The organism is Lysinibacillus sp. NPDC047702, assembly GCF_050272555.1.
Lineage (GTDB): Bacteria > Bacillota > Bacilli > Bacillales_A > Planococcaceae > Lysinibacillus.
The window spans coordinates 34,587-54,516 of record NZ_JBNNMG010000001.1 but is presented as its reverse complement, the minus strand read 5'-3'; the positions used below and the strand labels follow the sequence as shown (position 1 = coordinate 54,516).

General features: G+C 36.6%; 19 protein-coding genes and 1 pseudogene. 8 read left to right on the top strand and 12 right to left on the bottom strand.

The genetic code is table 11. The features are described 5' to 3' along the window. Positions 1-38: 38 nt before the first annotated feature. The gene (locus tag ACQKIM_RS00280) at positions 39-1,091 is read right to left on the bottom strand and encodes an AI-2E family transporter (RefSeq protein WP_427537310.1); all 1,053 of its coding nucleotides are present in this window, start codon (positions 1,089-1,091) and stop codon (positions 39-41) included. A 454-nt stretch (positions 1,092-1,545) separates the two neighbouring features. Between ACQKIM_RS00280 and ACQKIM_RS00275 the strand changes: the two genes are divergently transcribed. Then, on the top strand, positions 1,546-1,935 hold the full coding sequence (locus ACQKIM_RS00275; protein WP_427537307.1) for a RidA family protein: 390 nt from the start codon (positions 1,546-1,548) through the stop codon (positions 1,933-1,935). 211 nt (positions 1,936-2,146) lie between these two features. On the opposite strand, the gene ACQKIM_RS00270 is transcribed toward ACQKIM_RS00275, so the two are convergent. The 4 genes from ACQKIM_RS00270 to ACQKIM_RS00255 all read right to left on the bottom strand — a co-directional run bounded on the left by ACQKIM_RS00270 (position 2,147) and on the right by ACQKIM_RS00255 (position 6,341). Then, positions 2,147-3,529, bottom strand: coding sequence for an amino acid permease (locus ACQKIM_RS00270; RefSeq protein ID WP_427537304.1), 1,383 nt, complete (start codon positions 3,527-3,529; stop codon positions 2,147-2,149). 277 nt (positions 3,530-3,806) lie between these two features. After that, the gene (locus ACQKIM_RS00265; protein ID WP_427537302.1) at positions 3,807-5,072 is read right to left on the bottom strand and encodes a DUF4179 domain-containing protein; all 1,266 of its coding nucleotides are present in this window, start codon (positions 5,070-5,072) and stop codon (positions 3,807-3,809) included. After that, complete coding sequence (locus ACQKIM_RS00260; protein WP_427537299.1) at positions 5,056-5,586, bottom strand: sigma-70 family RNA polymerase sigma factor; 531 nt, start codon at positions 5,584-5,586, stop codon at positions 5,056-5,058. The genes ACQKIM_RS00265 and ACQKIM_RS00260 overlap by 17 nt, the downstream gene beginning before the upstream one ends. A gap of 173 nt (positions 5,587-5,759) precedes the next feature. Then, positions 5,760-6,341 carry a TetR/AcrR family transcriptional regulator gene (locus ACQKIM_RS00255; RefSeq protein WP_427537296.1) on the bottom strand — a complete coding sequence of 194 codons (582 nt, stop codon included), beginning with the start codon at positions 6,339-6,341 and terminating at the stop codon, positions 5,760-5,762. A 238-nt stretch (positions 6,342-6,579) separates the two neighbouring features. Between ACQKIM_RS00255 and ACQKIM_RS00250 the strand changes: the two genes are divergently transcribed. The 4 genes and pseudogenes from ACQKIM_RS00250 (at position 6,580) to ACQKIM_RS00235 (ending at position 10,653) form a co-directional block, all read left to right on the top strand. Continuing rightward, the gene (locus ACQKIM_RS00250; RefSeq protein ID WP_427537293.1) at positions 6,580-7,833 is read left to right on the top strand and encodes an MFS transporter; all 1,254 of its coding nucleotides are present in this window, start codon (positions 6,580-6,582) and stop codon (positions 7,831-7,833) included. 118 nt (positions 7,834-7,951) lie between these two features. Continuing rightward, positions 7,952-9,019, top strand: a complete 1,068-nt coding sequence (locus ACQKIM_RS00245) for an LLM class flavin-dependent oxidoreductase (protein WP_427537290.1) — start codon at positions 7,952-7,954, stop codon at positions 9,017-9,019. A gap of 150 nt (positions 9,020-9,169) precedes the next feature. Further along, positions 9,170-9,322 (top strand): annotated as a pseudogene (locus tag ACQKIM_RS00240) (alpha/beta hydrolase); the annotation flags it as partial. A 368-nt stretch (positions 9,323-9,690) separates the two neighbouring features. Continuing rightward, positions 9,691-10,653 carry a MerR family transcriptional regulator gene (locus ACQKIM_RS00235; RefSeq protein ID WP_427537287.1) on the top strand — a complete coding sequence of 321 codons (963 nt, stop codon included), beginning with the start codon at positions 9,691-9,693 and terminating at the stop codon, positions 10,651-10,653. A 37-nt stretch (positions 10,654-10,690) separates the two neighbouring features. Here ACQKIM_RS00235 and ACQKIM_RS00230 read toward each other — a convergent pair whose 3' ends face one another. Then, the gene (locus ACQKIM_RS00230) at positions 10,691-12,124 is read right to left on the bottom strand and encodes an alpha/beta hydrolase family protein (RefSeq protein WP_427537284.1); all 1,434 of its coding nucleotides are present in this window, start codon (positions 12,122-12,124) and stop codon (positions 10,691-10,693) included. A 246-nt stretch (positions 12,125-12,370) separates the two neighbouring features. On the opposite strand from ACQKIM_RS00230, the gene ACQKIM_RS00225 reads away from it, so the two are divergent. After that, positions 12,371-13,123: an IclR family transcriptional regulator gene (locus ACQKIM_RS00225; protein ID WP_427537281.1), complete on the top strand. Its 753-nt coding sequence runs from the start codon at positions 12,371-12,373 to the stop codon at positions 13,121-13,123. Between the two features lie 119 nt (positions 13,124-13,242). After that, positions 13,243-14,178 carry an aldo/keto reductase gene (locus tag ACQKIM_RS00220; RefSeq protein ID WP_427537278.1) on the top strand — a complete coding sequence of 312 codons (936 nt, stop codon included), beginning with the start codon at positions 13,243-13,245 and terminating at the stop codon, positions 14,176-14,178. Between the two features lie 49 nt (positions 14,179-14,227). On the opposite strand, the gene ACQKIM_RS00215 is transcribed toward ACQKIM_RS00220, so the two are convergent. The 4 genes from ACQKIM_RS00215 to ACQKIM_RS00200 all read right to left on the bottom strand — a co-directional run bounded on the left by ACQKIM_RS00215 (position 14,228) and on the right by ACQKIM_RS00200 (position 17,539). Further along, entirely contained in the window at positions 14,228-14,836 is a 609-nt protein-coding gene (locus tag ACQKIM_RS00215) for a flavin reductase family protein (protein ID WP_427537275.1), read from the bottom strand. A gap of 14 nt (positions 14,837-14,850) precedes the next feature. Further along, positions 14,851-15,789: a ring-cleaving dioxygenase gene (locus ACQKIM_RS00210; protein ID WP_427537272.1), complete on the bottom strand. Its 939-nt coding sequence runs from the start codon at positions 15,787-15,789 to the stop codon at positions 14,851-14,853. Between the two features lie 76 nt (positions 15,790-15,865). After that, positions 15,866-16,459: an NADPH-dependent FMN reductase gene (locus tag ACQKIM_RS00205; protein WP_427537269.1), complete on the bottom strand. Its 594-nt coding sequence runs from the start codon at positions 16,457-16,459 to the stop codon at positions 15,866-15,868. 531 nt (positions 16,460-16,990) lie between these two features. Next, the gene (locus tag ACQKIM_RS00200) at positions 16,991-17,539 is read right to left on the bottom strand and encodes a cupin domain-containing protein (RefSeq protein WP_427537266.1); all 549 of its coding nucleotides are present in this window, start codon (positions 17,537-17,539) and stop codon (positions 16,991-16,993) included. Positions 17,540-17,721: 182 nt separating this feature from the next. Here ACQKIM_RS00200 and ACQKIM_RS00195 point away from each other — a divergent pair, with 182 nt between their 5' ends. After that, complete coding sequence (locus tag ACQKIM_RS00195; protein WP_427537263.1) at positions 17,722-18,123, top strand: SMI1/KNR4 family protein; 402 nt, start codon at positions 17,722-17,724, stop codon at positions 18,121-18,123. A 58-nt stretch (positions 18,124-18,181) separates the two neighbouring features. Here the strand turns inward: ACQKIM_RS00195 and ACQKIM_RS00190 are convergent, their stop codons facing one another. Both ACQKIM_RS00190 and ACQKIM_RS00185 read right to left on the bottom strand, forming a co-directional pair. Continuing rightward, positions 18,182-19,309, bottom strand: a complete 1,128-nt coding sequence (locus ACQKIM_RS00190; RefSeq protein WP_427537260.1) for a serine hydrolase — start codon at positions 19,307-19,309, stop codon at positions 18,182-18,184. Between the two features lie 154 nt (positions 19,310-19,463). Further along, on the bottom strand, positions 19,464-19,907 hold the full coding sequence (locus tag ACQKIM_RS00185) for an SRPBCC family protein (protein WP_427537257.1): 444 nt from the start codon (positions 19,905-19,907) through the stop codon (positions 19,464-19,466). Positions 19,908-19,930 lie beyond the last annotated feature (23 nt).

Sequence of the window (19,930 nt, the reverse complement as noted above, 5' to 3'; positions counted from 1 at the left end):
AATCATTTAGACTTTTGATTCCTTTTTGAAAGATAATGCTATTCGATTTGTTTATTTTCATGCACTGTCGTAGCCTTTTGTAGTTCATCCTCCGAGGAAGTAACCCCCAGAATATCAAGTAGAAACATGAATAATGGAATACCTATAATTAATCCCCATACGCCAAGGAAATGCTCCGAGAAGAGAATGACGATGAATGTATAGAATATAGGAAGATCCGTCTTTGCAGACATTAGCTTTGGATTTAAGAAGTATGCCTCTATAGCATGTAGTACCATCACTATTACTAAGATATAGACAATGTACATTAAACCACCAATGCTATATGCAATAATACTCAGTGGAATTAAGGAAATAATGACCCCTGCGACAGGTACTAATCCTAATACAAAGAGCATGATTCCCAAGGCAATTAAATGTGGGAAGCCCATAATGGATAAAGCTATAACCGATAAAACACAGTTCACTGCTGCAATAATAAATTGTGCTTCAATTACTTTACCAAAAGAACGAATGAAAATTCTTGAGAAATAATTTAGCTCATCGTAAAGTGGACCAATCTTACTTTCTTTAAACTTTGCTGTAAATTCAATAATTCTCTTCTTCTCAAGTAAAATAAACAAGCTTAAAATCAGTGAAATAAAGATGTGTAAAATGATTTTACCAATATTCGTAATATTTTTAAGAGTTAGGTCCACACCCTGCTCTAAATATTTACCAAGTTCAATCTTCTCAAAGGTAGGTGCCAAATATCTGGCAATCTCATTATCATCTGGATCCAAATTAAAGCTAGCAATAAGATCAAAAAGCTGTGTAATTTGTTGGGTAACTACTGGCAAATACTTATAGATTACGGCAACTATTCCTGCCACTAACAACAAATAAAGGGTAACAGTTACTGCTTTTTCATTCATCGGTACATACTTCCGAACTCCAGCTGTTGTCTTCGTAGTCAATTGATTCATCAAATAGGTAATAATAAAGGTAAGAAGTATAAGATTAATCATACTACGCATTAAGTAGAGTGCAGCAGCGATTCCGACTAGAATAATAAAGCGCTTAAATCCATGACTCCGAAAGAAATTACTCATGTATTCACTCCTTCTACAAAACGGCTTCGCTGTTTTTACTGCTCCAGTTTCGCTATCAAATGAACATAAGCAATTAATAAATTGATGTAAAACATTACGTATCATTCTTATGTAAATACTCCCCCTTCTTTGGATTATTATTTCCATCATCTCTTGAAATAAGACTTACTTATTTCTGCCTTACGAGTGTCTTAAGGGATGAATGCAAAAATCCAAGGAGCGGAAAAGAATTGCATGCCTTATCAAATTTAAAATGGGGAACAATACTTTTGTACTTTATTGAAAGCTATATCAGCGTTACAAGCCTTAATTCTATTTATCTATTATAACCTTTTGAATGAGCATATCCAATTTATGTTCCTTTAAAATAGTATTAAATATAAATTTTATCATTCAGAATCAGTATGTTATTATTAACAAAATTTTAAACTAAAAATTAGATAGGATGATTTTTATGAAGATTACAAGAAACCCGAAGGACATTCATCAACCAGTCGCTCCTTATGTACATCAAATTGAAGTAACAGGACCACAGAGATGGTTAACACTATCTGGACAAATCGGAATGGAGAAGGACGGAACGATACCTGAAGAATCAACAGCCCAATTGAAGATTGCACTAGATAATATCCGAAAGAATCTTGAAAGTGCAAATATGGAAGTTCAGGATTTAACGAAGCTTGTTTTTTATTTGGTTGGGGAAATGAACGCAGAGCAACGAAAGCAAATAATAAGTGAATTTCTTGGACTGCACCTTCCATGTACAACTTTAATGTATGTGGTAGCTCTTGCTGCACCTTCCATAAAGGTGGAGATTGATGCCTGGGCATGTAAGGAGATGTAACCTTATCATATGTAGATATTCTTAGAAATGTGCGCTTTGGTTTGCTTTTTTATCTGTTTCTTTAGAGAAAATTAGGAGCTGTCCCATAAGTCCCTTTGGGAGTAAAATCACATGAAATTGAAAAGGCAGAAACATTGAATTAACAACGTTTCTGTCTTTCACTTTTTATTCATTTTGGTTAAAAGGTCCTTTTGGGGACAACCTGTATGCACTACTTTATTTTAGCATGTTTGTATCCATAGGCTATATAGATAACCAAGCCTATTGCTAGCCAAATTAAAAAGCGCAGTATTGTAAACATCGGCAGACTGAAAATTAATGCAAGTGATCCACCAACACCTACTATCCCTACAAGCCATATCGCTGGCACTTTAAATGCGCGAGGTTGATCTGGTCGCGTGTAACGAAGAACAATTACACTAATTGTTGTTAATGCAAACGCAGTCAAACCTCCGATGTTAGCGAACTCGGCTAATTCACCGATTGATAAAAATCCAGATAATAGAATACCTGTCAATACGACTATGAAGATAGATAGTACAGGCACACCAGTCTTTTTATTTGTTTGCGCGATACGCTCTGGGAGAAGACCATCACGGCTCATCGCAAATAGTACACGAGTAGCACTAGTTGTATTAGCGATCATTGTAGCAAGCAACCCAAAGATAACAGCTACTGCGACGATAGCACCGCCCCATTGAATACCTACAGATTGTAACGCAAATACTGTAGGATTTGGAACATCTAAATCAGGGAATGGTACAATCCCTGTCAATATTGCTGCAACAAGAGCATAAATAAGTGTTAATACACTCAGACCACCAATTAAAGCTTTTGGTATTGTTTTTTGTGGATTTTTTACTTCTTCAAGTACTGTTGTTACACCATCAAAACCTGTAAAAGCAAAGAATACTAACGCTGCTCCTGCCATGACACCTGACCAACCAAATGGTGTAAATGGCGTCCAGTTTACAGGATCAACATGGAATGCACCGATGGCAAGGAACAAAATAATTGCTGCAACCTTTGCAATTGTAAATAACGTATTTGAACGACCCACATTCTTAATCCCACTCAATGCAATCCAAGCGACGATAAGCCATCCAATTACTGCTGGTAGATTGACAATCCCACCATGTGCAATATCTTTTGTAAGAGCCTCAGGGATATGAATACCTACAGATTGTAAGAATGAATCTACGTAACCACTCCAGCCAACTGCGACGGTACTAGCAATAACCGTAAATTCTAATAGCAAATCCCACCCAATCATCCATGCGATAATTTCTCCTAACGCAATATAGGAATAGGTGTAAGCGCTTCCGGCGACGGGCGCCATTGCTGCAAATTCTACATATGCTAGTCCAACTGCAATTGTTACAATCCCACCGATTAGGAATGAAACGATAACTCCAGGACCAGCATGAAGAGCAGCAGTAGTTCCAGGTAAAACAAAGATCCCTGCTCCGATTGTGGCTCCTAAAACATATAGCATTAATTGCCATGACCCAAGTTCACGTTTAAGTTTAAAGCGTTCAACTTCGGTTATTTTATTGGCTTGCTCGATTGACTTCGTTCGTAAAAACTTCGCCATAATAACCACCCCTTATTAATAACTAAAAAATATAAAATTTTCTAATAACTAGTATATTATATATTTTTTAGAATTGAGTCAACAATTAGATTATTGGAAAAATTAATTTTTCATTAGATTATAGTAAATTTTATTGCTTAATATAGAGAAAAAAAATAAATAACTGAATATTTATCTTTTTTATTTATAAACTAGTACTGTTATAGATTCAAAGTAAGATATAAAAATCTATGAGCCCCCTCAATTAACTGAGAATTCTCATAGATATTTTTTAAAACTATTTTACTGGAATCGTGACTATAGCAGATGGCTCTAGTTCCATATATGGCGTCGTTACAGTATGAACAATTGGTTTCCCTACATTTGCTTGATAAGATACCTCATACTTATTTGGTCCCACTGCATGGACATAATTAGTGATAAGACTTTCTCCTGAATCTGACACAATCTCAAAAAAGGAAGGTGTAAGTGTATCATCAAAAGGAAATTCACTATCGATATAAAAAGAAAGTGTTGCCTCATGTCCCTTTTTTGTTACTCCAGTTATGACATAATCCCCCATCTTGTCCTGTGATATTCGCTGTGGGAATGAGTCTGCTAGTGGTACAATTAAATCTTTACGATTTAAGTTAAACGGGAAGAAATAGTAAGCTATTCTTACCTCAGTAATATCTTGATGTAAGGGCTCTATTAAGTACGTGTAAGTTGTACTTTTGTCATCGCCACTTCCTGGTTGGTCCAATATTTTAAGTGGCGTGCCATGCTGATCCATTATTGTCGCATTTAGGACACCGGACTCTTCAGAAAATAATTTGTCCATAGTCGCATCAAATTTCACTTTAATCTTTGTCGTTGTTGTTGAACTGTCCATGCTTTCTACAACAAAGGTGTTACCTTTTACTTCCCCTGTTTGGCCAGCAATTACTTTATTACTATGATTATTTACTTTTTTAATAGGTGTAGAAAATACCCATTCTCCTTTTGTTGAACCAATCTGTAGAAACTTTAAAGTTAAATTAAACTCATCAGGTAATTCCTCAGCGATAGGAAATTCTAATAACCCGCGAAATATATTTTTATCTTCTAAAATTTTTAAACTTTCAGGAACATTTAGTTCTCTTTCGTTAACAGTTATAATGGCTTGTGAAAGTTCCTTATACTCTGGCATTGAATAAACTACATTTAACCGTGCACCATCAAATACAATTTCCTCTATCGTAAGAGCTGTACCGTTACTAGTAACTGTCTTATTTAAGACTACCTTATTGTCATCAGAAAGCGCTGTTTTTAATCCGTTATCATGTTCTGCTATATTAAACATAAAACCAATAAGTGGCACGTCTGCTAATACACTTGCCATTTTAGGAGAAATAAAACCGGAACCGACAATTAAGGCTATACTTGCCACACTTGAAAGGATGACTCTTTTCCATATTTTCTTGTCTTTTTTCTTTTGTATTCCCACACCTTTTTCAATAGCAAAATCTAGCTTTTCCATTGGTACATCAATGTTCTCTATTACTTCTTTAATATTGTTCTCCATAATTCTCTCCCTCCTTATTAAAATATTTTTTTAGCTGCTGTATGCCTCTATGCACATTTGTCTTAACTGTACCCTCTGGACAATCTAATAAATCAGCAATATCCTTTGTAGATAAATCGCGATAATACTTCAATAGAATGACAGTTTTATATTTCTCTTCAAGCTGCTCAATAGCTTGTAGTAGATCTAGTCTCTCATCATAGCTTGAAACTTGGATTTGCTCTGATTGTTGTTCCAAGATAGGTACTATTTTTTGATTTTTTCGAAGCGTCTCGATGGCTGTATTGATTAGAATCCTCATCAGCCATGTGGCAAAATAGCGCTCTTCTTTGACTGTATGGATATTGCTATAGGCTCTTGCTATCGTCTCCTGTACAACATCTAAAGCATCATTTTCATTTTTCATATAAATATAGGCCATTTTATATAGCTTTATTTTTTCATTCTGCAACAGCTCCACAAAAGCTTTGTTATTACCCTTTTTCGCCTTAAGTAATAGTGACTTTTCCTGCAATTTTTCCATCCTCCTTTCTTGTTTCTATATGTTAGATGATACAGATTTGTAAATCGTTTCAATAAAGTAAGAATTTACAACATAAAAAAATCTCCTTTAGAAAATCTGCTCTAAAGGAGGACTTAGATTTGTAACTATTTAAATTTCGTTTTCTTGATTTATACTCAATCGAATTACTTTAATAATGTGAGTGTTGCTGCAATTGCATTGTCAACAAAGGAGCGTTGTGGTCGAGACTTCATCATAACTGTTATACCAATTAACGATACAATCAATGCCTGTGCTAAAGACTTTGCATCTGTGTCAGCAACCAGTTCCCCTGTTTGAATTCCTCGTTCAATTGTCTCCTGAAAAATAACAGCTAAGTACATTTGATGTTCTCTAGTCAGGACTTCAAATTTCTCATCATGAGGAGCAAGCTCTACCATTGTATTGATACAAAAACAACCTTTACTGAGATCTTCCTCGTATTCCTCGATAATAATATCTGCAAAAAAGATGGAAAATGCCTCTTTTACAGACGAGTATTTTTGAAGTCTAGATCGTATATCAGATGCACGAGACGTTGTATATCTACGAAGTGTAGCTTCAAACAATTCTCTCTTGTCTCCAAAAGTGGAATAGATACTAGGGCGTTGAATACCCATTCTAGAGGTAAGGTCACTTAATGAAGTTGCCTCATATCCCTTCTCCCAAAATAGCTGCATCGCTGCTTCTAAGACTTGACCTTCATCAAATTCACGAGTTCTTGCCATAAGAGCACACCTCTAAACTTTAATTTTTAAGGATTATTTTTTATTGTCATTAAATTCATACCAAACAGTATGTAATTATTATATATACAGATAGTATTCAAGTCAAATAAAGACTTATTTTTTTAGATATATAAATAAATAGTTGACATTACAAATGACACTAAGATATATTTACCAATAATTATATTGTACCGAACAGTATGTTATAATTGCAATCTATTATGAATGGAGGGAAAGTATGTGTAAATCTCAAACAGATTTAGAAAATAGACCTCTTTACACTGGAATAACAGATTCTTCATCATCTGCATCTAACATGAAAGAACAGTCATCTATGACACAAGCTGTTACATTGTTATTTGCAGCTGCCTGTGGAATATCTGTCGCCAATATTTACTTTGCACAGCCCTTGCTTGATCAATTGTCTGAGGCATTTGGTATTAAACACTCCACTATTGGTATCGTTATTACCATTACACAGATTTTTTATGGTTTGGGCTTACTGTTGCTGGTACCACTTGGAGATATACTGAACCAACGGCGAATAATAATTGGTCAAATGCTGTTATCTATAATGGCTTTAGTTATTGTTGGTACGGCCTTTTCGAGCATCGTACTTTTTGCAGGTATGGCTTTGGTGGGACTATTAGCAGTCGTGACACAGACACTTGTGGCATTTGCAGCGACAATGGCTTCCTCTGCCGAAAGGGGCAAGGTCGTTGGTATTGTAACAAGTGGCATTGTTATTGGTATACTTCTTGCTCGAACATTCGCTGGTATATTAACTGATCTTGCAGGCTGGCGCTCTGTATATCTGGTATCTGCTGTCATTATGCTTTTGATGGTTTGTATGTTTGTCAAGGTGTTACCTAATGCTGAACGCGAGGTAAAATCGTTGTCCTATACTCGATTGATTAGGTCAGTGCTTGATTTGTTTATTCAGGAAAGAACATTACGAATCCGCTCCTTTCTAGCCATGCTGATTTTTGCTGACTTTAGCATTTTGTGGACTTCACTAGTACTACCGCTTAGTACACCTCCGTTCGCTCTAACTCACAGCGCGATTGGAGCTTTTGGTCTTGTAGGAGTAGCTGGGGCATTAGCGGCAGCACGAGCAGGGAAATTGGCCGATCAAGGTTATGGACAGCGAACGACAGGTATTTCTTTAGCTCTACTACTGCTTTCATGGTTGTTCATCCGTTATCTTGAACATTCTTTAATTGCGCTAGTCATCGGCATAATTCTTCTTGATTTGGCGGTACAAGCCGTTCATGTTACAAATCAAGCTATGATTCTTCCTCTGCGAGCTGAAGCACGAAGTCGACTTACAGCTGGCTATATGGTGTTCTATTCTATTGGCGGTGCAAGCGGATCAATTGCTTCAACACAAATGTATGCATACTTTGGCTGGGGAGGCGTTTGCTTACTTGGAGCCTCAATTAGTGCCTTCGCCCTTCTTTTTTGGGCAATGACGAGCCAAGTAAAGACCTAATGAACATGGAGTATACATCCACTAAATAATTTGTCTATATATATTTATTGAACTGAGCACTCCATTTCTGCAAGAAACATGGCGAATAAAAAACTAATCTGACAAGGAGAGATAATAAATGGAAATAGGTATTACTTCTTTTGTAGAAACGAAACCAGATGTTCACAGTGGGGACGTGATAAGTCACGCACAACGATTGCGTGAAGTTGTTGAGGAAATAATTTTAGCTGATCAAGTAGGACTAGATGTTTTTGGCGTCGGCGAGCACCATAGGGTAGATTACGCTGCTTCGTCCCCAGCAATGGTTCTATCAGCAGCGGCACCTCAAACGAAAAAAATAAAACTAACTAGTGCCGTGACAGTGCTCTCTTCCGCAGATCCTGTAAGAGTTTTTCAGGATTTCTCTACACTCGACGGTATTTCAAATGGTCGCGCGGAGATTATGGCAGGACGAGGTTCTTTTATCGAATCCTTCCCCTTATTTGGCTATAACTTGAAGGATTATGATGAGCTGTTTGAAGAGCATTTAGCATTGTTGCTCAAAATACGTGAATCTGAAAAAGTCACATGGGAGGGTGGACATCGACCAGCGATTAATGATTTAGGAGTTTACCCTAGACCTGTTCAAAGCCCTTTGCCAGTATGGATTGGCAGCGGTGGCAATCAAGAATCTGCCATCCGAGCAGGTCTTCTGGGATTACCTCTTATGCTCGCTATTATTGGAGGTAGTCCAATGCAATTTTCTCCCATTGTACAGTTGTATAAAAAAGCCGCTGCTCATGCAGGTCATGATCTATCCAAACTTCAGGTAGGATCCCATTCTATAGGCTTCGTTGGAGAAAACACAGAAAGGGCAGCAGATACATTTTTCCCATCGACTCAGGCAGGCATGAACAAATTAGGGAAAGAACGAGGCTGGGCTTATTATGATCGCTCTAGCTTTGATGCTGCACGCAGTTTTGAGGGAGCCTTATATGTTGGTGATCCAGATACAGTGGCTAATAAAATTATTCATCTTAGGAAGCATGTTGGAATTACACGTTTTATGCTGTATGTGCCTTTAAGCACGATGCCACATGAACAGGTGATGCGTGCCATAGAGTTACTTGGAACAGAAGTTGCTCCTCGTGTACGTGAGGAAGTTGCCAAATGGGAAGCAGAACAGGAGTCACATTCACTCCTTTAATACCATTAATTTCGCCTTGGCGTAATTGTAGCTGCCGCTACGCTTTCGAGCAAAAAACATCTGCTGCTATGCTTTCGATACAAAAAACATTTGCTGAATGAAGATAAAAGAATCCTATTTTATATCAGTATTTCATTGGAGGAATATAATGTAACACAGCTTGCTCAAGCAGGTGTAGACGTTGAATTCCATCTCTATCCCGGCTGCTTCCATTGCTTTGAAGTCTTTGTACCTGAAGCCGAGGTAAGTCAGCGTGCAAGTCAGAACTATTTAGAAGCAATGACTCGCGCTCTTCACCCTTAATCTACCTTACTGAGAATGTGAACTAGCCCTTATCATAGTCGTTAAGGAGTTCAGTTGCAATCATAATTGACAGGAGCAGAATTTTCTAAATGAAAGTTGCTGCTCTTGGAATGTTTGAATATGGAAAAATTTAAAATGCGAAAATGCTTTGACGATATTTTCGCATTTTATAATTATAAGTTATGGTGACTTTGTTGAAAAAAACTTCACAGCTGTGCAAGTCTAATTCCTCTATTTATGGCTTTCAATGTTTTAAGGATTCATTTATGGCAAGTTTATCGTAAAATAAAATAATGACTTTTTTTATCATCAAATGAACTATGATGTTAAAATTACTATAAAGTAATCCAATCAGGAGGTGTAATCATTTGGAAGAAAAATATACTATAGGTGAAACAGCTAAAATAATAGGTTCTACTATAAAAACAGTTCGTTACTATGATGAAATTGGGTTGCTGAAACCTACAAGTTATACTGATGGTGGACATCGATTATACACGGTGAAAGATATATGGCGTCTTGAAATGATTACAAACCTGCGTTATTTGGATTTTGGAATTGATGAAATAAGCAAAATGATATCTGAGGAGATATCAGTCACTAGAGCACTTGATTGGCAGATTGAATCGATGGAAACACAGGTTAATACGCTTATGGATATGATATCAATTTTGCGTCAAGCAAAGGAACATAATGGGGATTCATTGCAGTGTATTCATGATTTAGTAAATGCACGAACAATTAAAGCTGAAAATAAAAAACAATTTATCGATAAAAAAGTGAAAGAAATACAATTCTTAAATGGCATTCCAAAAGAGTGGAAAGATTCGTTTTTTTATTATTTTGACAAATACATTATTAATCAGGTGAAAGGCTCCGCCAAACAAACCGCTGCTTGGCATGAGTTGCAGGAGCTCATAAATGATCCGCAGTTTATAAAAGACCTGAAAAATACTGAATTTCTGTACATGAATATTGTTCATCAACCAAAATATAACGCTACAACACTGGTCAGAAAGCTCGAAAACATCCATGATCGATTGAATAAGGCGTTGAAACAAAAATCACCTGCCAGCAGTCCGGTTGTACAGGCCATTGTCGATGATACTGCTAGGCTGTATGCGAACTCAGAGCAATTGGACGATAAAGAAGATTACTTCCGTTACTTTGTAAAATATATTCAAAGAACCAAAACCAAACGACTCGAACGATGCGAAACGTTATGTGCCATTCTAAGCCCACAATACTACCAACTCTCAAAAGCTAATCAATTACTATTTCAAGGAATAGAATGGCGACTTGAACATACGGAAAATTCAGAAGGCGAATAATTGAGGGCTAAACACCCTCAACTATTCGCCTTAGCAGTCAACCTTTCTGCAACGTAAACTCTGGGTAATCCCCAATATTTTGCTCTAATAGTTTAAATGGCTGTTGCTTTAAATAATGATTAAAGAAATCCAATGAATAGTCGTTAATCAGACGGTAAGCCTTTTGGATGTCGACCCCTTCCATCCGTTCATAAAGCGGTGAAAACAGGTATAAATCGGAGAAGCCCATATGCTTCATATTTTTAATCTTCATCCAATAGTTCCCACCCATAGTTACATACTCATACCGTGGCAGAGTTTCTTTTACAAACTCGATGAACTCCTTACCATCCGTTTCCTTCGCTTCTCTGATTGAGTCATCTGCACTCATCATCATAAACGGCTTCTTCAGCCCATCCGCAGGAACTCGGAGTTTTCCATATAGAACGCCATCCATATTAAGAGCTGCTTTTATTCTTGAATCTGTCATTAGCATTTGGGTGCTCGTTGCCCCACCAAAGGAATGACCAAACATACCTATATTCTCCATATCCATTCGACCTGTAAAGCGGTTTTCAGGATCGTTTTGGGCCAACTGCTCTACTTGATCCAGCACAAATTTAGCATCTTCAACCCAACCCTCATTTGCTTTATCTAAATATGCGATTGATTCCGTTTTTTGTGGAACGTAATTTGCTATACGACCATCAGAAAAAACTGAGGTCGTGCTACTGTAGGTGTGATCTATACCTACCACGATGTAGCCTTGACTAACTAATTGCTCAATTTGAAAAGTATTCTGATTTTTATGCCCACTAAAACCATGCGAGAATAGGAGCACTGGATAGGTAGATTCCTGATTAGAAATCTCAGCGTTCTCAATAGCATGCGTTTTGACATAACCGAAATTTGTAAATAAAAACTTCGGTAAATTTAGAATTTTACTATACCCCTCTGCAAAAACAGCTGAATCGGAAATATAAGGAGCCATATTACCTTTAGCATTCGAATCAGCAGGATACCAAATTTGTACCATTAACTCACGCTTGTCGCCAGGCTCTGGTGTGAGAGTCTCTTCTCTCTGAGTATCCTTCCAATCATAAGTGATCGTTCCAATTTTGTACGGACCCGTCGGCTTTTCAAAGGTAAATACCGGAAGAGCGATAGGCAGACTAACTGCTATGGCAGAATAAAATACAGCTAATGCTGAATTCAGAACAACGCGTAATCGGCGCATACTTGATTGTTGTTCTTTTTGAATTTTTGGGTTAAAAAAGTGTTTTATCACAACAACAACGAGGAAAAATAATGTCATCAAATAAGTCGGTATCATTTGCCACCGCATCCCTTCGATGATCCCATGGACAAGTAGAAATAGCATAGACATACTACTAGCTATCAGCATTCCTCGCTGTGACTTATTTCTACCAAAAACTAACCAACCTAGTAAAACAATATTAAAGATGACATAAAACAATTCAATAGACCTCATAATAAAAACCTCCTTGTTTTTTGATCTTGCTGATTCAAATCAAAGTGTATTACCTCCAGTAAGAGGAGAATCAAGCACTTCATACAAAAAAACACTGACATTTTTTATAATTGTCCACCATTTTAAAAATTATTATTAAAATAAAAATTGAGAAGTTATAAAAAATTGTCTTTATAATATCAATAAAGAACTATGAATATTTCACAGGTACAGGTTAAGTTATTTTAGAAGTTAGGAGAGGACAACATGGATTCCTATGAAGTATCGACATTAAAAAGGGGCCTTTTGATTTTAGATATATTACGTCAAAAGCATTCTCTTACATTAACTGAAATTATGGAAGAATTATCAATGAATAAGACATCCGTTTTTCGCATGCTTTATACGCTAGAAAAAATGAATTATGTTCTTAAATATAATAAGTATTATCAATTAAATCCGCATATTTTCAGGGATGAGCACTTATATTGGCATAAAGATATCCAATGGGCGTCTCTCGTAGCACCCTACCAATTAGCCCGCCAAGAAGAAATAACTACTTATATTGGTATTTTAGAAAATTGTGAGATGGTGATAAAAAATGTAATTAGAGAGCCTTTTGAACAGCCTGCTTTTCATGCCATCGATACTCGGACACCTATGCATTCAAGCGCGCTAGGAAAAGTAGTGTTAGCTCATCTGTCACCTACAAAACAACGTGAACTATTAAATAGTATTGAACTTAATACCTTTACAGCAAAAACCTTCTATGATTATGGTCTATTGATTCCTCATTTACAGGTCATTAAAGCTCAAGGATATGCTGTTGATAATGAAGAAACGAATGAAGGTAAATGTTGTATTGCCGTTCCGATTTATGTGAATGGGGAAGTAATCGGTGCCATTGCTTTGCATGGTTCGACGAATCAAATAAAAAAAACTGCCATTCGGTCATTTGTCAAAAAGTTAGAAGAGGCAAGTCAGCAATTGACGGAAGAAATTCATTATCTTTTAGCATAATGTTAAGGCTCTTGGCAATTAAAATGCAATTGTTTCTATATATGAAACTATAACGATGTATGTTGGTAAAACATCCTTTTTACTCTATTCTAATTACAGAATAACGAGGAGGTAGGAATATGAAATTTCATACTTTTAAAAAAACAACTATCAAGATTTCCGAAATTGGTCTTGGGACAAATGCTGTAGGTGGACATAATTTATTTAAAAACTTAAATGAGCAAGATGGGAAGGAGCTAGTCTCAGCTGCACTTGACTTAGGGATAACTTTTATTGATACAGCAGACATTTATGGAAAAGGGCGTTCAGAAGAACTTGTTGGCGAAGTATTAAAAAATTACCCAAGAGAAGATTTCGCTTTAGCAACAAAGGGAGGTAGACATTGGTTTGAGGACGGTTCAGTAAAAACCGATAATCATCCGCAATATCTACGTGGTGCATTCGAAAATAGCTTGAAACGGCTACAAATGGATTATGTAGATCTTTATTATCTACACTTCCCGGATAACGAAACTCCTCTTGCGGAATCAATTGGTGAATTGTCACGTTTAAAGGAAGAAGGAAAGATCCGAGCAATAGGCATTTCAAACGTAACATTAGAACAGCTTATAGAGGCAAATGTGCATAATGATATTTCTGTCCTACAATCTCCTTACAATATGTTAAATCGTTCAGGAGAACAGGATTTATTGCCATACTGTATAAAAAATGAAATTTCATTTATTCCATACGGTCCACTTGCATATGGCCTACTTGGTGGAAAGTATACAAAAGACTTTAAGCTAGATACTGGCGATTGGCGAATTTCAGATCCTTTATTCCAAGGCGAATTATTTGAACAAACATTAGAAAAAGTAGAAGCGTTAAAGGGAATTGCAGAGGAAAAGCACACGACATTACCAAATCTAGCGCTTGCTTGGTTATTAGCTCAAGATGGCGTTGATGCCGTTATCCCAGGTGGGAAACATAAAAAACAAGTGGCTAACAATGTGAAAGCAACTGATATCCTATTAACAAACGAAGATTTAGTGAATATAGAGAGAATTTTAATTTAGAACGAAAAAAACGCGAAAATGTTGTTATATCAACATTTTCGCATTTTTTTTATTCGGGACGTTCTATCTCAAATATATCACCAATTTTTGCGTAATTTGAGCCAGCTAGTCTGCTAACTGCTTTTAGTTTTCTTGGATCAATTCGCCCTTCATTATAAATGGTCTCATCTATATGATATTGCACGACTTCACCAATAAACAAATCACCTGTCTGCTCCTCACCATTCATTAAAGGAATCGACTGTACTAAACGGCATTCCATTCGAACTTTCGCCTCTTGAATACCTGGTACAGATATCAGTTGGCTATCGATTAATGTAAATTGTGCCCGATCGATTTCACTTTCAGTTACAGGTAAGGACGCTGCTGTTTCATTCACCTGCTTAACATTATCCTCATCTACAATATGCACAACAAATTGCTGCTGATGATGGATATGGCGAGCGGTATCTTTTAAGCGCCTATTTGGTCTTTGAACTGCTAGAGAAATCATCGGTGGATTGGAAGACACGATATTAAAAAAACTAAAAGGTGCACCATTGATGATCCCTTGCTCTGACTTCGTCGTAACAAAGGCAATTGGTCTTGGAATAATACTGCCAATCAATAACTTATAATTCTCGCGTTCTGTATTTTTCTTAGGATCAATTGAAATCAAACGTCCCATCTCCTTTAATCAAGCGCACGCGCTTTGATTGGAATTAATGTTCTTTCCAATTGTTCTCGATGCTGTTCGTATTGAGATGGTAACATTAATTGGCTACCCATTGTCTCAGGTGTCTCATCATGAGCGAATCCAGGTGGATCTGTCGCAATTTCAAATAAAATCTCACCGGGTTCACGGAAATAAATCGCATTAAAATAATTACGATCCTTCACTTCGGTAACATGTTGACCATGATTCATAACATACTCTTGCCATTCTAGGTGATCCACATTATCCTGTGCTCTCCACGCAATATGGTGAACAGTTCCTACACCCATTTGTCCACGGTGACCTGCAACCGTTTTTAAATCAACTGTATTGCCAATGTCTGCGCTGGATTTGTAGCGTGTATACTCGCCTTCTGTTGCTACTTTTTCAAGCCCCATAACTTCTGTTAAAACTTTTGCAGTTTCTTCAGGGTGACTTGAGTATAGAGTAGCTCCACCAAACCCTTTAATGGCAACTTCAGGCGTTACTTCACCAAATGTCCATTCATTTAATTCGCCTTCTGCACGTGCAACCAATTCAATATGAAGGCCGTGTGGATCATCAAATTGAATGACTTGTTCACCAAAACGCTCACCTTTTTCGAATGGAATTGCAAATTTCGCTAGACGATTAACCCAGAAAGTTAGTGCTCCTTCTGGTACAACATAAGTAGTTACGCCAACTTGGCCATCACCAATACGTCCTTGATAAGCATCTGCCCATGGAAAGAATGTAATAATTGTACCAGGTTTACCACCTTTGTTACCGAAGTAAAGATGATAAGTGCCTGGATCATCGAAGTTTACCGTTTGTTTTACTAGACGTAAGCCTAATACACCAGCATAAAAATCAATATTATCTTGTGGATGCCCTACAATGGCTGTGATATGGTGAATACCCGCAGTATGTTTTTTCATGTTAACAAGCCCTTTCATGACTAATTCTTCTTACCTGTACTGTGCCCAATTACGACCTACCTCAAACTATACAAACTTAGCGAATTGTATATAGCGCTTTAGACCATGGGATTAACTGATCTAACATTTGGTTCACTGAATCTGTTTGTACTTCTTTTGGTTTAAAGTCTGTCCCATTTTCAAAATCTGTGAATAATGATAGTGCTGGGTGAACACGTACATCTGCGATTAAAAGCTCGCCCATAATGCCACGTAAATGTTCTGCTGCACGAGCACCGCCAACAGAACCATAAGATACGATTCCAGCTGCTTTGTTATTCCACTCTACACGTAAATAATCTAGTGCATTTTTTAATGCCCCTGTAATAGAGTGATTGTATTCTTGTACGATGAATACAAAGCCATCTTGTTTAGCAATAATTTCTGACCAACCTTGTGCTCCTGAAGCATCTTGTCCTGGTTCGCCTAATAGAGGCAATTTATAATCAGCAATATCAATTACTGTATAATTTGCGTCACCGCGTTGATCTGCGATTTCCTTCACCCATTGTGCTACTTGAGGGCTTACTCGACCCTCACGAGTTGATCCAATAATAAGACCGATATTTAATTCTGCCATTGTTTGCTCCTCCTCTTTTTTCGAACTAAAGAATTTATTCAAAAAACCCATAATTGTACCTCCTTGCGAGAACTAAAGGTTCGAATTCATTTATCTTTAAATTATTTATCTTGAATTCGAGATAATAATAACACGATAATTTAATAAACGTCAACACCTTTGTTTTTTAATTTTTAAAAGGCAGAGAAATTTAGCTCTCTGCCTTTTCTAAATTCCTATTCGCTTGTGATTTTAGTCGATTATGTATGAAAACTGTTCCTCAGTTTATTTACATTATTGAAATGCCAGCCTTCATCCAGCCATTAATTCGCCTCCATGAATATCATTTACCACTAATGACTCTACATTGTCCTCTTGCTGGATTATCTTTACTCCATTTTGAGCATTTCTCAACAATCCCTCCTAACCAAATCTTCTAAAAAGAATAGATCATTGGTTTTTATTAGTGCTACTTAAATTTTTAATGAGGAATTCATTATCTTTCCACACAAATATCAGGTAAAAAATTTATTTTAATACTTGAACAAACAAGTAAAAAGCATGTCTTGATGGAGTTAATCAAAACATGCTAGCCCTTACCTATTATCCACCGTGTCCATAGCCTTCTTCTGAGGCCATTGCATCTGCCTTTGTTGCATGTACAGTACCAAACGGATGATTTGGAGGAGCATAAATTGTGAAAAGCTTCAACGGCTTATTTCCTGTATTTGTAACATTATGCCATGTTCCCGCTGGAACCATTATGGCAGAGTCTTCACTTACATTTCTTTGATAGTTTAAATAATCCTTAGTCGGACCCATTTGAGCTATGCCTTGCCCTTGTTCAATACAAATAAATTGGTCCACATGAGGATGTACCTCTAAGCCAATGTCATCTCCGACATTGATGCTCATAACGGTTAGTTGTAAATGCTTCCCTGTCCATAACGCTGTGCGATAGTTTCTATTTTGCTTGGTAGCCTCTTCTATATCCACAACAAAGGGTTTCTGTCCAAAATCCTTCTGAACATTTCTCCATTCGTTGGAATAATCATTTCGATTCCCTTGTTCCATCTGATTGGGATAGACCCAATATGCAGGTTGATAATTATAATGATACATCTGGTAATTTCCATAATAAGGATTATACATTTACCTCAATCCCCTTTCACATTATAAAATTATCCTATGCAAGTGGGTAAAGGAAGGTACATTCATGAAAGAACTTAACAGTCGTGCTTATAAAAATTATAAAGGGGTGGGATTGCATGTATAATCGTTTAATAGAAAAATTAGACCAAACTACAGCTATAAAATGATTCAGAACGAGGGGGTTGAAGAGAATTGGATTAAATTGGATTAAAAAAATAGAGGAGGAACTCGGATTTACCTTATCACCCTCCTATTGCTGGTGGCTGATAAACTATGGTAATGCATTTCTTGATGGTAGCTATATTCTAATGTTAACTTCACTAGAATTTCGGGATATTTCTGATAATGATCTTCTCTATATTCATCATCTCAATGTGGCTGATGCGAATTGGTGTAAACAGCACCCTCATAGGCTAGAGTTATTTATCCCTGACTTGGATGAACTGTACTATTTTGATACATCATCAAAAGATTCAGATGGTGAATTTAAGATTATGTGCTACGACCTAATGAATGGAATTATTTACGAATATGCCCCTACTTTCACAGATTATCTTAAAAAATTAATCGATGAACGTATCTGAGAATGACAGCATTAAAAATAGCCTCGATTCGTATAGCTATCGAGGCTACTTCTAGTTATTATTGAGACAATTCCTTTTGTAAATGTAATCGGAATTTCTCATCTGTTAAAAACTTCAATTGAAAGCTATTCATGTTTTTAGATAGCTTTGTCTGTTCTATCCTATTGAGATTATTGGCAAAAAAGGCGATCTCCGTTTGATTACCCTCTTTATCCTTTGTATACGCTGCTAATGTCAAAACAAAGGCAGTAGAGCCACCCTTTTGACCTGCATGTAAAAGCCATTCTTGATTTTTAGGGTTTTGCATTAATTGTTCCATTACAGGATCTAGATACTTATGCACATCTTCAGTAAAGTAATTTTTATGATTCAGTTTCTCTAAAATCGATATATAATCTGCTGTTGTTGCACTTATTAAACGATCAGACCAGACCTTTTGAAAATCCATATCTAGGCTTTGAAGAATTTGTTTTTTCTCTTCTTTGCTAAGGGGCTTCTTTAACCAAGTTTCGTGAATAGACAATGCCCTCTTTCTATATTCTGTCATATCCATAACCTTCATAGCTGTTAAGGTTTCTTTTTTGGTTAGACTCTTTTCATTCATTACTTGAGTAGGTATGCACAATGAACTTACTATTGGATACAAAGGTTCATGATCCACTAAATTTAACTGCTCTAATACCTTATTAATATTTTCTAGCCCTAATAGCTCCATTAAAAATTCTGTATTTGCATTTGAACTATAGGCAATCATCCCATTTGCTACTTCGCTCAAGGGTACACCATCATTCTCTATTTTGTTATCTTGCTTTAACTGCTTTAGCCAGGCTACATGTGCCCCACCATCTGTTTTGGGGATATAAAAAGTTTGTAAATCCTCTAAACTTACTAGTTGCTGAGAATTTATACGCCCCTCTGCTGCCTGTTGTGCATATTCAATCGCTACAATAATTTTAACTGTACTCGCTAACGGAAGGGGCTTCTTTGAATTGATCTCTACCCATTTTTGTTGATTATAATGAATTGCTAAGGATACATGTTCATTATCTTTATTTTTCTTTATGAATTGCAGGACGTATTCGGGATTATCCTCATTGAGGTCTTTCTGAAATTTCCAAAACACTATGCCTATTACTAATACAATACAAACAAATAGACCTCCAATAATCCAAAAGATTGTTTTCAATATTACCACCTCCGAAACTCTACTTCTATTACCTTGTGGTGATTAATCATATTATATCCGCAATTATCATAATTATGGTAGTTTTACTATATTCTAAACATATACAAAGGAAGGCTGGTCCATTTTTAACCAGCCTTTACTAAACAATACTACCTTAATGAATCAAGGAAGCTCTTAAATTATTGATTCCGTTTTCGACATAAGCCTTTAAGCAAGTTAATGTAAACACCCAGCCCTCTTTTTGCTGCATCATTTTAGCCACAACATCTGGATCTTCTGCGTTTAATCCTGATTCGCTGACTTCCATAACGGTTCCTGACTCATGCTCTGTGAGTGTAATGGTAACGACTGTCTCCTCGCCATGCTCCTCACCCCATGAAAATACTATTTTCTGATTGTTTTCAATTTCAAGCACAGTCATAATGCCCTTTGCATTGTATTCATCATACCTTAATGTAATTCTTTTACCCTTTTCCCATCTTTCCGAGCTGCTGGAGAACCAAAAATTCCCTATTTTATCTGGAGATACAATAGCTTCAAATACCTCGTTGGCAGGCTTATTAATGATTAATTTAGTCGTCACAAGCGTATTTAGCATTCTTCATCATCCTTTTTCCTTTA